Origin of the sequence: Bradyrhizobium sp. I1.14.4 (assembly GCF_050435825.1) — a bacterium.
Taxonomy (GTDB): Bacteria; Pseudomonadota; Alphaproteobacteria; order Rhizobiales; family Xanthobacteraceae; genus Bradyrhizobium.
The window spans coordinates 83,147-98,447 of the sequence record NZ_JBNDLA010000026.1 but is presented as its reverse complement, the minus strand read 5'-3'; the positions used below and the strand labels follow the sequence as shown (position 1 = coordinate 98,447).

Genomic DNA, 15,301 nt, shown 5'->3' with positions numbered 1-15,301 from the left:
ATAATCTCTCTCACGGACGGCTCCCTTGTCTGAGATTTGCAACAACCTCATTCTGGCACAACTGATGCCGTAGGGGGCCGTCCACCCCATCAACCGCCGACCTCAATTGTCTTGAAGGGATATCAACCCCGACCGCTTCAAATCGAAAGGCCGCGGCGTATGGGTCCCTGCTCCCGTGCGCAATTGCGCACTAGGCAGGGACGACACCGGAGTTACCCCCGCTGCTTCTCATACGCCTTGAGATGCGTGTAGGCCGTGCGCAGCTTCGGCACCGGGATCTTGGCCGCGTCGGCGCGCACGATCAGATCGCCGATCACGTGATCGGCTTCGACCGGCAGCCCTGCCTTGATGTCGCGGAACATCGATGCGGTCATCGGCGAGCCCTCGGTGGTCAGAAGCCCGCGGGTGCGCTGGAAGAACGGACCGGCCGGCTCGTGGCCGGCGTCGGCGGCGATCGCGCTGCATTCGTCGAGGATGCCGAGCAGAAAATCCTCGCCGCCGGGCGCGGCCAGGATGTTGCCGACGGAAGTGCGCATCAGGCTGGTGGAGGCGGCGAGCGACGCCAGGAACACCCATTTCTCCCACATGTCCTGCATCACGTGCTCGCTGGCGCAGGCACCGTTGATCGCGGAGAAGGTTTCGGCGATCGCGCGCACCCGGTCGGATAGCCCGCCCGTGCGTTCGCCAAAACCCAGCGACTGCATCGGCTGCAGCTGCACCACTTCGCGCTTCTCGTTCAGCGTCGCCGCGATCGCGCACAGACCGCCGAGCACGTGCTGAGCTCCGAACTTCCTGTCCAGCGCATCGAGATGCAGCATGCCGTTTAGCAGCGGGATGATCGCGGTCTTGTCGCCGACCGCGGGCGCAAAGGACTTGATCGCATCCTCGAGGTCGAATGCCTTGCAGCTCAGGAGCACGACGTCGAACTTGTCCGACAGCTTGTCGGCCTGCACGGTCGGCGGATTCTTCAGCGTGACGTCGCCGTTCGGGCTCTTGATTAAAAGCCCGGCGGAGGCGAGCTCGGAGGCGCGGCGGGGCCGCACCAGGAAGGTGACGTCGCGGCCGGCCTCAAGCATCCGGCCGCCAAAGTAACCGCCGATCGCACCGGCGCCGACCACGAGAACACGCATGGGAATTTGTCCTTCTTTGTTGTTGCCCGGGAAGCGAGCGAATTGCGAACGGGAGTGGCGAATAGATAAGGATACCGGTCGACTATTCGCTACTCGCTATTGGCCATTTGCTCATCTCACTTTCCCGACACCAATTCCTCGACTTCGCGCAGCTGCTCCTTGCCGAAGAATATCTCCTTGCCGACGAAGAAGGTCGGCGAGCCGAACGCGCCGCGCTCCACGGCCGACTGGGTGTATTCGATCAGCCTGGCCTTCACGTCGGCGTCCTGCGCGCGGGCGAACAGTTTGGCGGCGTCGAGGCCAGAGGAAGCGATGGCTTTGCCGGCCACTTCCGGATCGTCCATCTTCTTCGGCTCGACCCACATATGGTGGAAGGCCGCCTCGATATATGTCTCGAACACGCCTTCGAGCTGGGCGGCGACCGCCGCGCGCATCAGGTTCAGCGTATTGACCGGGAAGAACGGGTTCCAGACGTAGGGCTTGACGTTGAAGCGCTTGAGGAAGCGCTCGGTCTCGATCTTCTGGAACTCGGGCTTGTTCTTGACGCCGGCCAGCGTCTCGGCCGGCGACTTGTTGTTGGTGGCCTTGAAGATGCCGCCGAGGAGGATCGGGACATATTCGAATTTGATGCCGGTGCGCTGCTCGATCGCTGGGATCGCCTCATGGCTGAGGAAAGCGTTGGGGCTGCCGAAATCGAACAGGAATTGCGGATTTTGGCTCACGGCGGTGTCTCCCCTGGACTTGTCTCGTATGGGCTTGTTTTAGCATGGGCCTGCTGCCGCAGGTGCCATCAGTAGAATATGATAATCATCATGTGAGCAGCGGTGCGTGATGTCAAATCAGCCGCTTGATGGTCTGCTTGCGCCATATCAGGGCGTAATAGGCCATCTGCAGCACGAACATGGTTGCGAAGGTGACGGGATAGGCGATCCAGATGCCGCTGATGCCGATGGCGCGGCTGAGCAGGATCGCGACCGGCACCTCGACCAGCGCCATTGCCAGGATCGAGATGAACAGCGGCATCCACACCGTGCCGCCGGCGCGCATTGCGCCCGAGAACACCGTCGCCATGCCGAACAGCACCATGCTCCACAGTACGATGTACAGAAGCTCCTGCGCGAGCGCGAGCACCGCACCGTCGACGATGAAGAAGCCCATCAGCGGCCGCGCGAAGAGATAGCCGAGCACGACCAGTCCGCCGGTCAGCGCGAGATTCATCTCGATCCCGGTCCTGACGATGGCGCCGACCCGGTTGGAATCGCCGCGGCCGATCGCCTGTGCACCGAAGATCGACACCGATATTGCGATCGAGATCGCCGGAAACTGCACATAGCCGATCACCTGGTTGACCGCGCCATAGGCGGCGGTGGCGGCCGAGCCGAAGCCGTTGACGAGGCCGAGCAGCACCAGTTCGGCGAGCGAGACCACCACCATGCCGATCGCGGTCGGAATGCCGAGACGCAGCACGATGCGCAGCAAGGCGCCGTTCGGCCGCATCGCGCGCAGGAACGCGGCGTCGAAGGCGAGCGGATGCCGGTGCCGAAGCATGTGGACATGCAGCCAGAGCAGCGTCACCACGCCCGAGACCGCGGAGGCGACGGCGGCACTGGCGACGCCCAGCATCGGCAGGCCGAGCCAGCCGCGGATCAGCGCGGGCGTCACCACGAGGCCGACGACGGTCGAGACCGTCAGCGCCACCAGCGGCGTCACGGTGTCGCCGACGCCGCGCATCATCGCCGCAAGCAGCAGGAAAGCGAAGGTTATGGGCATCGTGATCATCATGATCCGCGCATAGGACGCCGCGGCGTCGAGGACGTCCGATGGCGTGGCGAGCGCGATCAGCAGCGGCCGGGCGAACAGGCCGCCGAGGATCGCGATCGCGAGCGCGAGCAGCAGCGTCACGGTCATGGTCGTGCCGGCAACCGCTTTCACCCGGTCGGGCTCGCCCGCGCCCCAGGCCTGGCCGATCATGACGGAGGCTCCCGCGCTCAGGCCGATCACGAAGGAAATGAAGAAGAACATCACCGGAAAGAACACCGACGCAGCGGCGAGCGCGTCGACGCCGATCATCTGGCCGAGATAGACGCCATTGATGGTGCCGAACAGCGACTGCAGCATGTTGCTCAGCAGCATCGGTGCGAGGAAGAACAGGAAGGTTTTGCGTAGGGAGGGAGGCTTGGACACGTTCAACTTTCAGGAATGGTACCGAGCTTGTGCAGCTTGGGTAGGTCAGGCAGCACACACCGCTGTCGTCCCTGCCTAGTGCGCAATTGCGCACGGGAGCAGGGACCCATACTCCGCGGCCTTTGCTAAGGGCACGCGGCTAGTTCGACGCGCTGCAATGCTCTTCAGTGGTTATGGGTCCCTGCTTTCGCAGGGACGACATCCTGCTTGAGGTTATTCGTCCACACTATTCAAAATGAATCAGTCCGCTTGATCGCCATAGGCGAGCTTGATCGTGTGATCACGGATATCGGCCGGCCAGTCCGCGATCAGCGTCGCAAAGCGCCGCCGGTCGTGCGCGAACAGCGCCCGGATCGCGTCCTCGTAGTTTGGCCGGTTGCCGGCCATCACTGTCATAAAGCGATAGGCGGCGTCCTGCGCGCTGCGCGTGCGGTCCTTGTCGCCGCTTGAGCGCCGCGCCTCGTCGATCAGCTTTCGGATCGCAACTGATGCGCCGCCTTTCTGCTGCGCGAGCCAGTCCCAATGCCGCGGCAACAGCGTGATCTCGCGCGCGACGACGCCGAGCTTCGGTCGTCCCGGGCCGCGCGGCGCGGCCGGTGTCTTCGGCTCCACGTCGAGCGGAGACGCGAGCTTCGGCAGGCGGGCCAGCACATCGTCGACCGAGCCGCGGAAATCGATGTCGACCAGCGCCGAGGTGTGGCCGTTGAACACCAGGATCGCAGCGTCGTTGTGCCGGTCGAGGTGTTGCTTGGCGGCGCGCGCAACCTCCGGGAGGTCACCGGCCCCGATGCGATGCTCGCCTTCGAAGGCGACATAGGCGGGATTCATGATAGACCTCTCAGATTGCGCGACCTATTGCCCGGATAATTCTCAGCAATCACGGCCCGTGGATCTCGACTTTCTTGTTCCCGGCTGGCACCAAACGCCGCCCGATTGCGCCGATATTTCAGGGGACGCCCATGCTGACGGTTCATCATCTCAACAATTCCCGCTCGCAGCGCGTGCTGTGGCTGCTCGAGGAATTGGGCGTGCCTTACGAGATCGTCCGCTATCAGCGGCAGCCCGACATGCGGGCGCCGAAGGAGCTGCGCGCGATCCATCCGCTCGGCAAGTCGCCTGTTGTCACCGACAATGGCAACACCATCGCCGAATCCGGCGCGATCCTCGAATACATCATCGCGACCTACGGCAATGGCCGCCTGATCCCGCAAGCCGATACGCCGGAGCGGCTGCGCTACACCTATTGGCTGCACTATGCCGAAGGCTCGGCGATGACACCGCTGCTCTTGAAGCTGCTGTTCACGCTGATGCCGAAGCGCGCGCCGGCGCTGCTGCGGCCGCTGGTGCGCAAGGTCTCGAACCAGGCGCTGTCCACGCTGGTCAATCCGCAGATCAAGCAGCACATGGCCTATTGGGAAGGCGAACTCGGCAAGAGCGAGTGGTTCGCCGGCAACGAATTCTCCGGCGCCGACATCCAGATGAGCTTTCCGCTCGAGGCTGCCGCCGCGCGCGGCGGGCTTGAGGACGGGCACCCGAAATGTGTCGCCTTCCTCGAGCGCATCCACGCGCGGCCTGCCTATGCGCGGGCGCTCGAGAAGGGTGGGCCGTACGAGGTTGGCCGCTAGCATCTCGGTCATCGCGGCAGCTCGACCAGCGGCAGCAGCCGTGAATCGGCCAGCGCCGCGGTGCGGTGGCCGATGCCGGCGAGGTAGGCCTCCGCCACCGCGAAGGCGAGGAACGCGCCGCGGCTCTTCTGCCGGATCAGCATCGCGCGATCCCAGCGCTCGCCCTCGGGACCGATCAGGAACGAGCCGCCTTCACCCATGAACAGGATGTCGCCGCCGCTCTTCCGCAGATGCGGCAGCGTATGGGCGACATAGCGGTCGTAGGCTTCCGCACCCGTGACCGGCTGCGCCGGCGCCAGCTCCGGGCTTTGCGAATAGTCGGCGATCGCGCGGAAGCGCAGCAGGTTGAGCATCACCAGCTCGCCCGCGATCGCGCGCTGGGCGAAGTCGCGACCGGCGTTCCAGGTCGGCTCCAGATAGCAGGTGGTCTCCATGTCAGGTCGTCCCATTCGGCTCCGATGGCGACGTTTTATCCGGGTGTAATTGCTTTGTCAATAATATCCGGGTATAAACCGTCGACCGACCCGACAGGAGCCGCCGTGAAGACCGAGGACCGCAAGCTGGCCATTGCCGACTACAAGAAACGCGCTGCTGTCGCCGGCGTGTTTGCGATCCGCTGCCGCGCGACCGGCGAGGTCTGGGTCGGGCAGGCGCTCGATCTGGAGAAAATCCAGAACCGCATCTGGTTCACGCTGCGGATGGGCAGCCATCGCAATGCCGAGCTGCAGCGCGCGTGGTCAGCGCATGGCGCGGACAATCTGTCGCTCGAAACGCTGGAGCGGATCGAGGACGAGGAGCTTGCCTATGTGCGCGACACGCTGCTGAAAGAGCGCGTGCAGCATTGGCGCGCGCGGCTGAACGCGTCGGCAGTCTAGATTAACGCGACGTCTGTGCGCCGCCGACTGACGGCAGCGGCTGCACGGTGACGCCGGGCGGCGGCACGTCGTCGTCGGGCACGAAGAAATCCGACATCAACGGCACCGATGGATCGACGCGATAGTGCTCGAATTCGCGCACGCCATTGGCATAGAGCACCTTGTCGTCGATGCAGAAATGCCCGGTGAATTCGCGCGACGGCCGCGTGACGATGGCATAGGCCGCATCGCCCATGATCTCCGGCGTGCGGCTCGCCCGCATCATGGCGTCGCCGCCGAGCAGGTTGCCGACCGCGGCGGTCGCGATCGTGGTGCGCGGCCACAGCGCGTTGACGGCAACGCCGGCGGATTTCAATTCGCCCGCCAGCCCGAGCGCGCACATGCTCATGCCGAACTTCGCCATCGTGTAGGCGGTCGAGCGCTCGAACCATTTCGTCTTCATGTCAAGCGGCGGCGACAGCATCAGGATGTGCGGATTCTCCGCCTTCCTCAGATGCGGAATGCAGTATTTCGACACCATGAAGGTGCCGCGGGTGTTGATGCCCATCATCAGGTCGTACCGCTTCATGTCGGTCGTCTGCGAGTTGGTCAGGCTGATGGCGCTGGCATTGTTGATGCAGACGTCGATGCCGCCGAACTCGGCGACGGTCTGCTCGATCGCTGCCATCACCTGCGCCTCGTCCCTGATGTCGCAGAGTACCGGCAGCGCCTTGCCGCCGGTGGCGCGGACCTCGTCGGCTGCGGTGTAGATCGTGCCCTTCAGCTTCGGATGCGGCTCGGCTGTCTTCGCCGCGATCGCGACATTGGCGCCGTCACGCGCGGCGCGAAGCGCGATCGCAAGCCCGATGCCGCGGCTCGCACCCGAGATGAACAGCGTCTTGCCTTTGAGCGATGTCATGAGAAAGGCCTCCAGTTAGGGACGCACCATGTCAGACTCCCGTTCCCCTTGTGGGAGAGGGGTATCCCTCCATACGGCGCACTGCATGGAGAGGGGAGAGGCGAAGCGAAGCAAGCGGCGACATCATTGCGCTACCTCACCGCCTACCCATCCGCATGCAGCACGCGGCCGCGGGTTTCCGGCAGCGCGTAGGCGGCGATGAAGAACACGCCATAGGCCGCCACCGCGAAGATCGCGATCGCGTTGGCGAGCGTTGTCGTGGTCGAGAGCGCGCCGACCAGGAATGGAAACAGCGCGCCGACGCCGCGGCCGAAATTGTAGCAGAAGCCCTGGCCGGAGCCGCGCAGCCGGGTCGGATACAATTCGGTCAGGAACGCCCCCATGCCGGAGAAATAGCCCGAGGCAAAGAAGCCGAGCGGAAAGCCGAGCACCCACAGCACCTCGTTGGAGAGCGGCAGCTGGGTGTAGAGCAGTACGATCGCGATGGCGCCGATCGAGAAGATCAGGAACAGATTGCGCCGGCCGATCCGGTCGGCAAGCCAGGCGCCGACCAGATAGCCGATAAAGGAGCCGATGATCAGCGTCGCGAGATACCCGGTCGAGCCGACCACCGAGAGCTTGCGCTCGGTGGTGAGGAAGCGCGGCACCCAGAAAGTGATCGCGTAGTAGCCGCCCTGCATGCCGGTGCCGACCAGGGAGGCCAGCAGCGTGGTCTTCAGGATCGGCCCGTGAAAGATCTCCCACAAAGCGGCCGGTCCGGTGCCGGACGCCTGCTGCTGCGCCAATGTCGCGGCGGAAATCTCGGGTTCGGTGACGTAACGGCGCAGATAGAACACCAGCAGTGCCGGCAGCGCGCCGATCGCGAACATCCAGCGCCAGGCGTTTTCCGGAGGCAGCACCGAGAACAGGATCGCCTGCGCCAGCACCGCAAGGCCCCAGCCGATCGCCCAGCCCGACTGCACCGAGCCGACCGCGCGCCCGCGATATTGCGGCCGGATCGCTTCCCCGATCAGCACCGCGCCGGCCGCCCATTCGCCGCCGAAGCCGAGGCCGAGCAGCGCGCGGGCGATCAGCAACTGGTCGAAATTCTGCACCACGGCGCAGATCAGCGAGAAGAACGAGAACCAGATGATGGTGAGCTGCAGCGTCTTCACCCGCCCGATCCGGTCGGAGAGGTAGCCGCCGAGCCAGCCGCCGACGGCGGAGGCCAGCAACGTCACGGTGCCCGCGAGCCCGGCGGTGCCGGGGTCGACCTTCCACAGCGTGATGATGGTGCCGATCACGAGCGGATAGATCATGAAATCCATGCCGTCGAGCGTCCAGCCCGACGCGCAGGCCCAGAACGTGCGCCGCTCCTGCAGGTTCATGTCGCGATAGAAGGCGAGGAGGCTGGTGTCCTCGATCTCTGCGACTTCGATCGATTTGGATTCGGCCGTGCTCATGCGCGTTCCCCGGAGAACTCTTTCACCGGCTCTTTGCGATCCGCGGCCGGAATTACGCGGACCGCCAATCTATCGCGATGTTGCCGGCCGGGCAAAGGCGGGTTTACCCGCCTCTATAGCGTTTTCGAGCGAAGTGGATGCCGGTTCGCGTGAAGAAAACGTCCAAACAAGAAGCTAGAGCTCCGGTTCTGATTCAACCAGAACCGAAAATGCTCTAGTATCCCGCGGCCTCCGCGCCGCGCGTGCGCGGATCGGGTGCGCCGAGCAGACCGTTGGTCGTGACGACGATCGAGTTCGCGGAGGAGTAGCCGAGCGGCTCGAGCAGTTTGTGGCCCTTGGCACGCAGCTCGGCGAGCACCTCGTCGGGAAAGCCGCGCTCGATCCGGACCTCGTCGGGCAGCCATTGATGGTGCATGCGGGGCGCGGCGACCGCGGCCGCGATATCCATTCTGTAGTCGATCACGTCGACGATGATCTGCGTCACCGCGGAGATGATGCGGCTGCCGCCGGGCGATCCGGTCACCAGCACCGGCTTGCCGTCCTTCAGCACGATGGTCGGCGACATCGACGACAGCGGGCGCTTGCCAGGTCCCGGCAGATTGGCCTCGAAGCCGACCAGGCCGAAGGCGTTGGAGGCGCCGGGTGCCGCGGTGAAATCGTCGAGCTCGTTGTTGAGCAGCACGCCGGTGCCGTCGGCGACGAGGCCGACGCCGTAGGGGAAGTTCAGCGTGTAGGTGTTGCTGACAGCGTTGCCGCTGGCATCAACGACGGAATAGTGCGTGGTGTTGTCGCCCTCATGCGGTTGCTTGGCGTTCCGCACATCGGTCCAGGGCGTGGCGCGGGCAAGGTCGATGGTCGCGCGCTGCCTGGCGGCATAATCCTTGCCGATCAGTAGCTGCGTCGGCGCGTCGACGAAGGCGGGATCGCCGAGATAGCGTGCGCGATCGGCATAGGCCCGCTTCATTGCTTCGATCATGACATGCAGCGAGGCGGCCGAGCCCTGCTTCATGTCCGACATCGGAAAGCCTTCGAGGATGTTGAGGATCTCCAGCAGCACGACGCCGCCGGAAGACGGCTGCGGCATCGAGACGATGTCGTAGCCGCGATAGCTGCCGCGGATCGGCGTGCGAATGATCGGCTGGTAGGATTTCAGATCCTCGAGGCTGAAGATGCCGCCGGCATTCCTGATCCCGCTGACGAGCTTTTCGGCGATCGCACCCTCGTAAAAGCCGCGCGGTCCCTGTTCGGCGATCGCCGTCAGTACGCCAGCGAGATCGCCCTGGATCAGGCGGTCGCCCTCATGCAGCGGTGTGCCGTCGGCGTGCGAGAACGTCTTGGCCGAATTCGCCCAACGCGACATGCGGCGATACATGTCCGGCAGCGTGTCCGATGTATCGTCGGTGACGGTGAAGCCGTCGCGGGCGAGATCGATGGCGGGCTTGACGATCTGCGCCAGCGTGAACTTGCCGGAGCCGTATTTCTCCAGCGCCAGCGCAAGGCCCGCGACCGTGCCCGGCACGCCGATCGCGAGCGCGGAATTGCGCGACTTGTCCGGATCAGGCTTGCCGTCGGCGTTCAGGAACATATCGCGCGTTGCGGCCTGCGGCGCGATCTCGCGATAGTCGATCGCGACGTCTTCATTGCGCCCGGCGAGGTGGATCACCATGAAGCCGCCGCCGCCGATATTGCCGGCGCGTGGATAGGTCACCGCCATCGCAAAGCCGGTGGCGACCGCGGCGTCGACCGCATTGCCGCCCTGCCGCAGGATGTCGGTGCCAACCCGCGCGGCGATCCTCTCCTGCGCCACCACCATGCCGTTTTCGGCGCGAATGCTCCGAATCGTATCAGCGACCGGCGGTTCGTAGGCGCGACGCTGCACCTGACCGAGTGCCGGCGCAGCGATGCCAATAACCAGAAGAGCGGCAAACAGCCGTCGTGACATCGTTGCTGTCAGCGCCATCGAAGTGTCCTGCCCTGTTCATCGCCGTCTCAGCAAACCGGCCCATGCTATATGGGAGCGGATCGAAGTGGCGAAAGCCTGCTTGTGGTTCGACTTGAGGAATATCTTTCGCGATGACGGCAACAATGCAGACGGCCACTGATGAAACGAAGGCCTATCCGGGCCGCGCCGCCGTCATCAGCTGGATCTTCTTCGACTGGGCCGCGCAGCCCTATTTCACGCTGATCACGACCTTCGTGTTCGCGCCCTATTTCGCGAGCTTCGTCGCGTCAGATCCCGCGAGCGGGCAGGCGCTGTGGGGCTTTGCCACCGCGGCTGCGGGACTTGCCATCGCGCTGTTGTCGCCGGTGCTGGGTGCGATCGCCGATGCCAGCGGCCGCCGCAAGCCGTGGATCGCTGTTTTCGGCGCGCTGCTGGTGATTGGCTCGAGCGCGATGTGGATCGGCAAGCCCGGCAATCCCGACATCGTCCCCGCGCTGCTGCTCGCCTATGCGATCGCGAGCGTCGGCGTCGAGTTCGCGACCGTCTTCAACAATGCGATGATGCCGACGCTGGTACCGCCGGACAGGATCGGGCGTCTGTCGGGCACCGGCTGGGCCACCGGCTATGTCGGAGGCATCCTGAGCCTCGTGCTGGTGCTCGGTTTCCTCGCCGCCAATTCTGAGACCGGCCGCACGCTGTTCGGCTTCACGCCGCTGTTCGGTCTCGATCCCGTCATGCATGAAGGCGATCGCATCACCGGGCCACTGACCGGGCTGTGGTTCATCATCTTCGTGACGCCGATGTTCCTGTTCACGCCGGACTATCCGACGAAACGCCCGATGCGGGAAGCGCTCGGCGAAGGCCTGCGCGAGCTCAGGGAATCCCTGGCGAGCCTGCCGAAGCGGAAATCGCTGGCGCGGTTTCTGCTGGCGAACATGATCTACACCGACGGGCTGATCTCGCTGTTCGCCTTCGGCGGCATTTATGCCGCCGGCACGTTCGGCTGGGACACGATCCGGATCGGCACCTTCGGCATCATCCTGGCCATGGCCGGCACGCTCGGTGGCTGGCTCGGCGGCAAGCTCGACGATGCGTTCGGTCCGAAGCGCGTGATCACCGGCAGCCTCGTGATCCTGCTGTTTGCGATCGTCGTGATCCTCACCGTGAACAAGGATTCCATCCTGTTCATCCCGGTCGCGCCGCCGGTACCTGGTGGTCCATTGTTCGCGGGCGCCGCCGAGCGCGCCTACATCGTGCTGGGCTGCCTGATCGGCGCCACCGGCGCGCCGCTGCAGGCGGCCTCGCGCTCGCTCCTGATCCGGCTCGCGCCGAAGGATCGCATCGCGCAGTATTTTGGCCTGTTCGCGCTGACCGGGAAGGTAACGTCGTTCATCGGCCCACTCCTGATCGGTGCGATCACGGCTGCGACCGCAAGCCAGAAGTACGGCATGGCGGTGCTGGTGGCGTTCTTCGTGGTGGGGCTGGCGCTGTTGGCGAAGGTGCGGGAGTAAACCACCGCTGTCGTCCCGGCCAAGTGCGCAGTTGCGCACGGGGGCCGGGACCCGGGACCCATTACCACCGGCCATGCTTGGCGAGGGACAACTAACCCCAGCGCGCCTTCGATAGATCGCGCGGTATGGGTCCCTGCTTTCGCAGGGACGACAACTGATGCATCAGTGCCGGAAGTGCCGCACGCCGGTGAACACCATGGCGATGCCGTGCTCGTCGGCGGCCTTGATCACCTCGTCGTCGCGCATCGAGCCGCCGGGCTGGATCACCGCGGTGGCGCCGGCCTCGATGCAGGCCAGCATGCCGTCGGCGAACGGGAAGAACGCGTCGGAGGCAACCACCGACCCCTTGGTCAGGGGCTCGGCGAGCTTCAACTCGGCCGCCGCATCCAGTGCCTTGCGCGCGGCGATTCGCGCGGAATCGACCCGGCTCATCTGGCCGGCGCCGATGCCGACGGTGGCGAGATCCTTGGCATAGATGATGGTGTTCGACTTGACGTGCTTGGCGACGCGGAAGGCGAATTTGAGATCGCGCAACTCGGCGTCGGTCGGCGCGCGCTTGGTCGCGACCTTCAGGTTCATGTCCTCGACGACCGCGTTGTCGCGGCTCTGCACCAGGAGGCCGCCGGCAACGGTCTTGGCGGTGAGGCCGACCGCGCGCGGGTTCGGCAGGGCGCCCGCGAGCAGCAGGCGCAGATTGCGCCGGCCGGCGATGATCGAGATCGCCTCCTCGGTCGCGTCGGGTGCGATGATCACCTCGGTGAAAATGCCGATAATGGCGCGCGCCGCATCCGCATCGAGCTTGCGGTTGACCGCGATGATGCCGCCATAGGCCGAGGTGGAATCACAGGCGAGCGCGCGGGCATAGGCGGTGGCGAGATCGGGACCCTCGGCGACGCCGCAGGGATTGGCGTGCTTGACGATCACGCAGGCCGCGGTGCGCTTCGGATCGAACTCGCCGACGCATTCAAAGGCGGCGTCGGTGTCGTTGATATTGTTGTAGGACAGTTCCTTGCCCTGCAGCTGCCGCGCGGTCGCAACGCCCGGCCGCTTTTCCGGCGTGGCGTAGAATGCCGCGGTCTGGTGCGGGTTCTCGCCATAGCGCAGCGACTGGATCAGCTTGCCGCCGAAGGCGCGGAAGTCAGGCGCCTTGGTGTCGAGCTGCACGGCAAACCAGTTCGAGATCGCGGCATCATAGGCCGCAGTGCGCGCGTAGGCCTTGGCGGCGAGCCGCCGGCGCAGGCCAAGCGAGGTCGCGCCCTTGTGCGCGGCGAGCTCGTCGAGCACGGCTTGATAGTCCTGCGCCTCGACCACCACGGCGACGTCGTCATGGTTCTTCGCCGCGGCGCGGATCATCGCGGGACCGCCGATATCGATGTTCTCGATGCACTCCTCGAAGCCGGCGCCTTTGTCGACGGTGGCCTCGAACGGATAGAGGTTTACCACCAGCAGGTCGATCGGCGCGATGCCGTGCGAGGCCATCGCAGAGGTGTGTTCCTTGTTGTCGCGGATCGCGAGCAGGCCGCCATGCACCTTCGGATGCAGCGTCTTGACCCGGCCGTCCATCATCTCGGGGAAACCGGTGAGCTCGGAGACGTCCTTGACCTTCAGCCCGACCGCCGCGATCGCCTTGGCGGTGCCGCCGGTCGAGACCAGTTCGACGCCGTGGTCGGCAAGCGCCTTGGCGAAATCGATCAGTCCGGCCTTGTCGGAAACGGACAACAGAGCGCGGGTCACGCGGCGAAGCTGTTCGGTCATCTAGGAAATCCCTGGCTGTTAAGGCAGCCGGGTAGCATGGTTTGGCAGGGTTCGGAACCGCGAAGGGCCGATTTGGCCACAAAATTACAGCGGCAGTTCCGGCTCGCGGCGGGCGTTGCGGCGCGCGTTGGTGGCGGTGGCCGAGGTCGAGGAGCGTACGAAGCTCCAGCGGATGGTGGCGGCCTGCCGGGCGTCCTGCCGGATCACGATCTGGGAGGTGCGGCGCGGGCCGTCATTGCCGGCCAGGAACACGCTGTCCTCGAGGTCGACCTTGTCGTCCATGGCCTCGAAGGTCCAGACGTCGCGGTTGGGCAGCACCAGCATCACGCCGCGGGCATCCGACAGCCGGCTCGCCTTCACCGAGGGGTGCAAATGGAAGCGCAGCGCGAAATCGGCCTCGCTGCCCTTGATGCGGCCGCCCGGTGCCGGCGACAGCTGGTCCTCGCCTTCGAGGCGCGTGCCGTCCTGGGAGACCATCAGCACGCGGCGGTGGATCACGCCGAACCGCGAGAGATAGCCGTCATGCGAGGCGGTGAGCACGTCGCCGTCGGGAACGGCTTCGCGGTAGCTCTCGACATTGCTCGGGCCGCTGGTGATCGGCGCGCCGCGCAACAGGCGCTTCATCGCCGACAGCTCGACGAACTGGCACGACGAGGTGTCGCGATAGGTCAGTGTCGAATGCGCCGCGGTGGAGCGCGCGAACGGCCGCCAATTGTCGCGGCCGGTCGACGGCATGCCGCAATTGACGACGATGCGGCTCGGACCCGAGGAGAGCTCGAACGACAGGCAGCCGGCATGCGCGTCCTGGCTGACGCTTGCCGGCGGCGGCTGGCCGGTATCGATAATCAGGGTCATGTTGCCGGCATCGAGGCGCTGGAAGCCGGTATGCGGCATGCTCGCCATCGGCACACCGCGGGTGTCGTCATAGGCGAGCAGCGTCGCGACCAGATCGGATGGCGCGGTGCTCATGCCATTGAACAGCGCGAAACTGCCGTCGCCGTGGCGGAAGAAGCGCACCATAGGCATCATGCGGTCGATCGCGTTGAGCAGCGCCGCCGGCGGCGCGATATTGCGTGCGGCGAAGGTCTGCCGCAGCGGCAGCAGGTCGCTAAGCAGCTCGACCAGCGCGCCGGGATTGCGCGAGATGTGGCCGCCATCGGGCAGGATCTGGCGCTGCAATTCGTCCGAAAGCCTGCGCGTGGCCGATTTGATGTTGCGCGCCTGATTGGCGAGGCAGAGCGATGCGTAGCACAGCGCGATCAGCACCTGCAGGCGCGGAACGCCGTCATTGTCGTGCATGGAGTGGCGCAGATAGCGGATCTCGCGCGCCAGCCCGCGCAGATATTTGCGGTAGAATTTTCCGTCGGTGTCGCCGAGCACCAGCGGCGCCTGCGACAACAGCGAGATCACCCGCCGTGCGCGCACATCGGCGCGGCGCTCCAGCGGCCGCCTGCGGGCCTGGTTGGAGATCCAGTCATCGACCAGCGAGCGGGCGTTGGCGCGGGTCAGCGCGGTGTCGGCGGCGCGCAGATGGCGCAGCCAGCCGAAGCCGAGCAGGGCGGCTTCCCAATCCTCCGACGGCGGCTCGAGATCGAAGATCGAGCGGCCGTGGCAGGTGACGATCTTGCCGGCGAAAACGAACCGTCCGGCATAGATCTCGGCGGCACGGGTGGCGTCGGCGGTCCGGAGGTCATGCGGGGCGATGATCAGCCGGTCGGTGCGGCCGGGCCAGAGCCGCGACAGCGCCACCGTGCTTCCGCTGGCGCGCGCGATCATGCTGCGGGCAAAGCGGCCAGCAATCAGCGTCGAGATGCGTCTGCTTTGAGCGACCGACACGCCTAACCTTGCGGGGAGGGAATTTTCAACGAATCCTTATTTAATCCGGAAACGCGGCCAAGACACCCTCTTGATACCGCACGAATCACTTCGAGCTTAGAAG

General features: G+C 65.3%; 13 protein-coding genes. 3 read left to right on the top strand and 10 right to left on the bottom strand.

The window, feature by feature from the left end:
* Positions 1-212 precede the first annotated feature (212 nt).
* The 4 genes from panE to ABIB78_RS32515 all read right to left on the bottom strand — a co-directional run bounded on the left by panE (position 213) and on the right by ABIB78_RS32515 (position 4,142).
* Positions 213-1,130, bottom strand: a complete 918-nt coding sequence (gene panE, locus ABIB78_RS32530) for a 2-dehydropantoate 2-reductase (RefSeq protein WP_429032193.1) — start codon at positions 1,128-1,130, stop codon at positions 213-215.
* A 116-nt stretch (positions 1,131-1,246) separates the two neighbouring features.
* The gene (locus ABIB78_RS32525) at positions 1,247-1,852 is read right to left on the bottom strand and encodes a 2-hydroxychromene-2-carboxylate isomerase (protein ID WP_429032191.1); all 606 of its coding nucleotides are present in this window, start codon (positions 1,850-1,852) and stop codon (positions 1,247-1,249) included.
* 112 nt (positions 1,853-1,964) lie between these two features.
* Positions 1,965-3,320: an MATE family efflux transporter gene (locus ABIB78_RS32520; protein ID WP_429032189.1), complete on the bottom strand. Its 1,356-nt coding sequence runs from the start codon at positions 3,318-3,320 to the stop codon at positions 1,965-1,967.
* 234 nt (positions 3,321-3,554) lie between these two features.
* Positions 3,555-4,142, bottom strand: coding sequence for a DUF2239 family protein (locus ABIB78_RS32515; protein WP_429032187.1), 588 nt, complete (start codon positions 4,140-4,142; stop codon positions 3,555-3,557).
* A 131-nt stretch (positions 4,143-4,273) separates the two neighbouring features.
* Between ABIB78_RS32515 and ABIB78_RS32510 the strand changes: the two genes are divergently transcribed.
* A complete protein-coding gene (locus ABIB78_RS32510) occupies positions 4,274-4,939 on the top strand; it encodes a glutathione S-transferase family protein (protein WP_429032184.1) in 666 nt (221 codons plus the stop codon).
* Positions 4,940-4,947: 8 nt separating this feature from the next.
* Here the strand turns inward: ABIB78_RS32510 and ABIB78_RS32505 are convergent, their stop codons facing one another.
* Positions 4,948-5,373: a DUF1330 domain-containing protein gene (locus ABIB78_RS32505; protein ID WP_429032181.1), complete on the bottom strand. Its 426-nt coding sequence runs from the start codon at positions 5,371-5,373 to the stop codon at positions 4,948-4,950.
* Positions 5,374-5,478: 105 nt separating this feature from the next.
* On the opposite strand from ABIB78_RS32505, the gene ABIB78_RS32500 reads away from it, so the two are divergent.
* The gene (locus ABIB78_RS32500) at positions 5,479-5,814 is read left to right on the top strand and encodes a GIY-YIG nuclease family protein (protein WP_429032179.1); all 336 of its coding nucleotides are present in this window, start codon (positions 5,479-5,481) and stop codon (positions 5,812-5,814) included.
* A 1-nt stretch (position 5,815) separates the two neighbouring features.
* Here the strand turns inward: ABIB78_RS32500 and ABIB78_RS32495 are convergent, their stop codons facing one another.
* The 3 genes from ABIB78_RS32495 to ggt all read right to left on the bottom strand — a co-directional run bounded on the left by ABIB78_RS32495 (position 5,816) and on the right by ggt (position 10,114).
* Positions 5,816-6,712 (bottom strand): SDR family oxidoreductase, encoded by an 897-nt coding sequence (locus ABIB78_RS32495; RefSeq protein WP_429032177.1) that lies wholly within the window; start codon positions 6,710-6,712, stop codon positions 5,816-5,818.
* Positions 6,713-6,855: 143 nt separating this feature from the next.
* Entirely contained in the window at positions 6,856-8,154 is a 1,299-nt protein-coding gene (locus tag ABIB78_RS32490) for an MFS transporter (RefSeq protein WP_429032175.1), read from the bottom strand.
* 214 nt (positions 8,155-8,368) lie between these two features.
* Positions 8,369-10,114, bottom strand: coding sequence for a gamma-glutamyltransferase (ggt, locus tag ABIB78_RS32485; protein ID WP_429032172.1), 1,746 nt, complete (start codon positions 10,112-10,114; stop codon positions 8,369-8,371).
* Between the two features lie 125 nt (positions 10,115-10,239).
* On the opposite strand from ggt, the gene ABIB78_RS32480 reads away from it, so the two are divergent.
* On the top strand, positions 10,240-11,607 hold the full coding sequence (locus tag ABIB78_RS32480) for an MFS transporter (RefSeq protein WP_429032169.1): 1,368 nt from the start codon (positions 10,240-10,242) through the stop codon (positions 11,605-11,607).
* A 162-nt stretch (positions 11,608-11,769) separates the two neighbouring features.
* On the opposite strand, the gene purH is transcribed toward ABIB78_RS32480, so the two are convergent.
* Both purH and ABIB78_RS32470 read right to left on the bottom strand, forming a co-directional pair.
* The gene (purH, locus tag ABIB78_RS32475) at positions 11,770-13,362 is read right to left on the bottom strand and encodes a bifunctional phosphoribosylaminoimidazolecarboxamide formyltransferase/IMP cyclohydrolase (RefSeq protein WP_429032167.1); all 1,593 of its coding nucleotides are present in this window, start codon (positions 13,360-13,362) and stop codon (positions 11,770-11,772) included.
* 84 nt (positions 13,363-13,446) lie between these two features.
* Complete coding sequence (locus tag ABIB78_RS32470) at positions 13,447-15,198, bottom strand: heparinase II/III family protein (RefSeq protein WP_429032164.1); 1,752 nt, start codon at positions 15,196-15,198, stop codon at positions 13,447-13,449.
* Positions 15,199-15,301: the final 103 nt, after the last annotated feature.

Bases quoted from the DNA above. Each gene is read 5' to 3' on its own strand.
- panE (WP_429032193.1), bottom strand. From the start codon at position 1,130: ATGCGTGTTCTCGTGGTCGGCGCCGGTGCGATCGGCGGTTACTTTGGC.
- ABIB78_RS32515 (WP_429032187.1), bottom strand. From the start codon at position 4,142: ATGAATCCCGCCTATGTCGCCTTCGAAGGCGAGCATCGCATCGGGGCC.
- ABIB78_RS32510 (WP_429032184.1), top strand. From the start codon at position 4,274: ATGCTGACGGTTCATCATCTCAACAATTCCCGCTCGCAGCGCGTGCTG.
- ABIB78_RS32505 (WP_429032181.1), bottom strand. From the start codon at position 5,373: ATGGAGACCACCTGCTATCTGGAGCCGACCTGGAACGCCGGTCGCGAC.
- ABIB78_RS32495 (WP_429032177.1), bottom strand. From the start codon at position 6,712: ATGACATCGCTCAAAGGCAAGACGCTGTTCATCTCGGGTGCGAGCCGC.
- ABIB78_RS32490 (WP_429032175.1), bottom strand. From the start codon at position 8,154: ATGAGCACGGCCGAATCCAAATCGATCGAAGTCGCAGAGATCGAGGAC.
- ggt (WP_429032172.1), bottom strand. From the start codon at position 10,114: ATGGCGCTGACAGCAACGATGTCACGACGGCTGTTTGCCGCTCTTCTG.
- ABIB78_RS32480 (WP_429032169.1), top strand. From the start codon at position 10,240: ATGCAGACGGCCACTGATGAAACGAAGGCCTATCCGGGCCGCGCCGCC.
- purH (WP_429032167.1), bottom strand. From the start codon at position 13,362: ATGACCGAACAGCTTCGCCGCGTGACCCGCGCTCTGTTGTCCGTTTCC.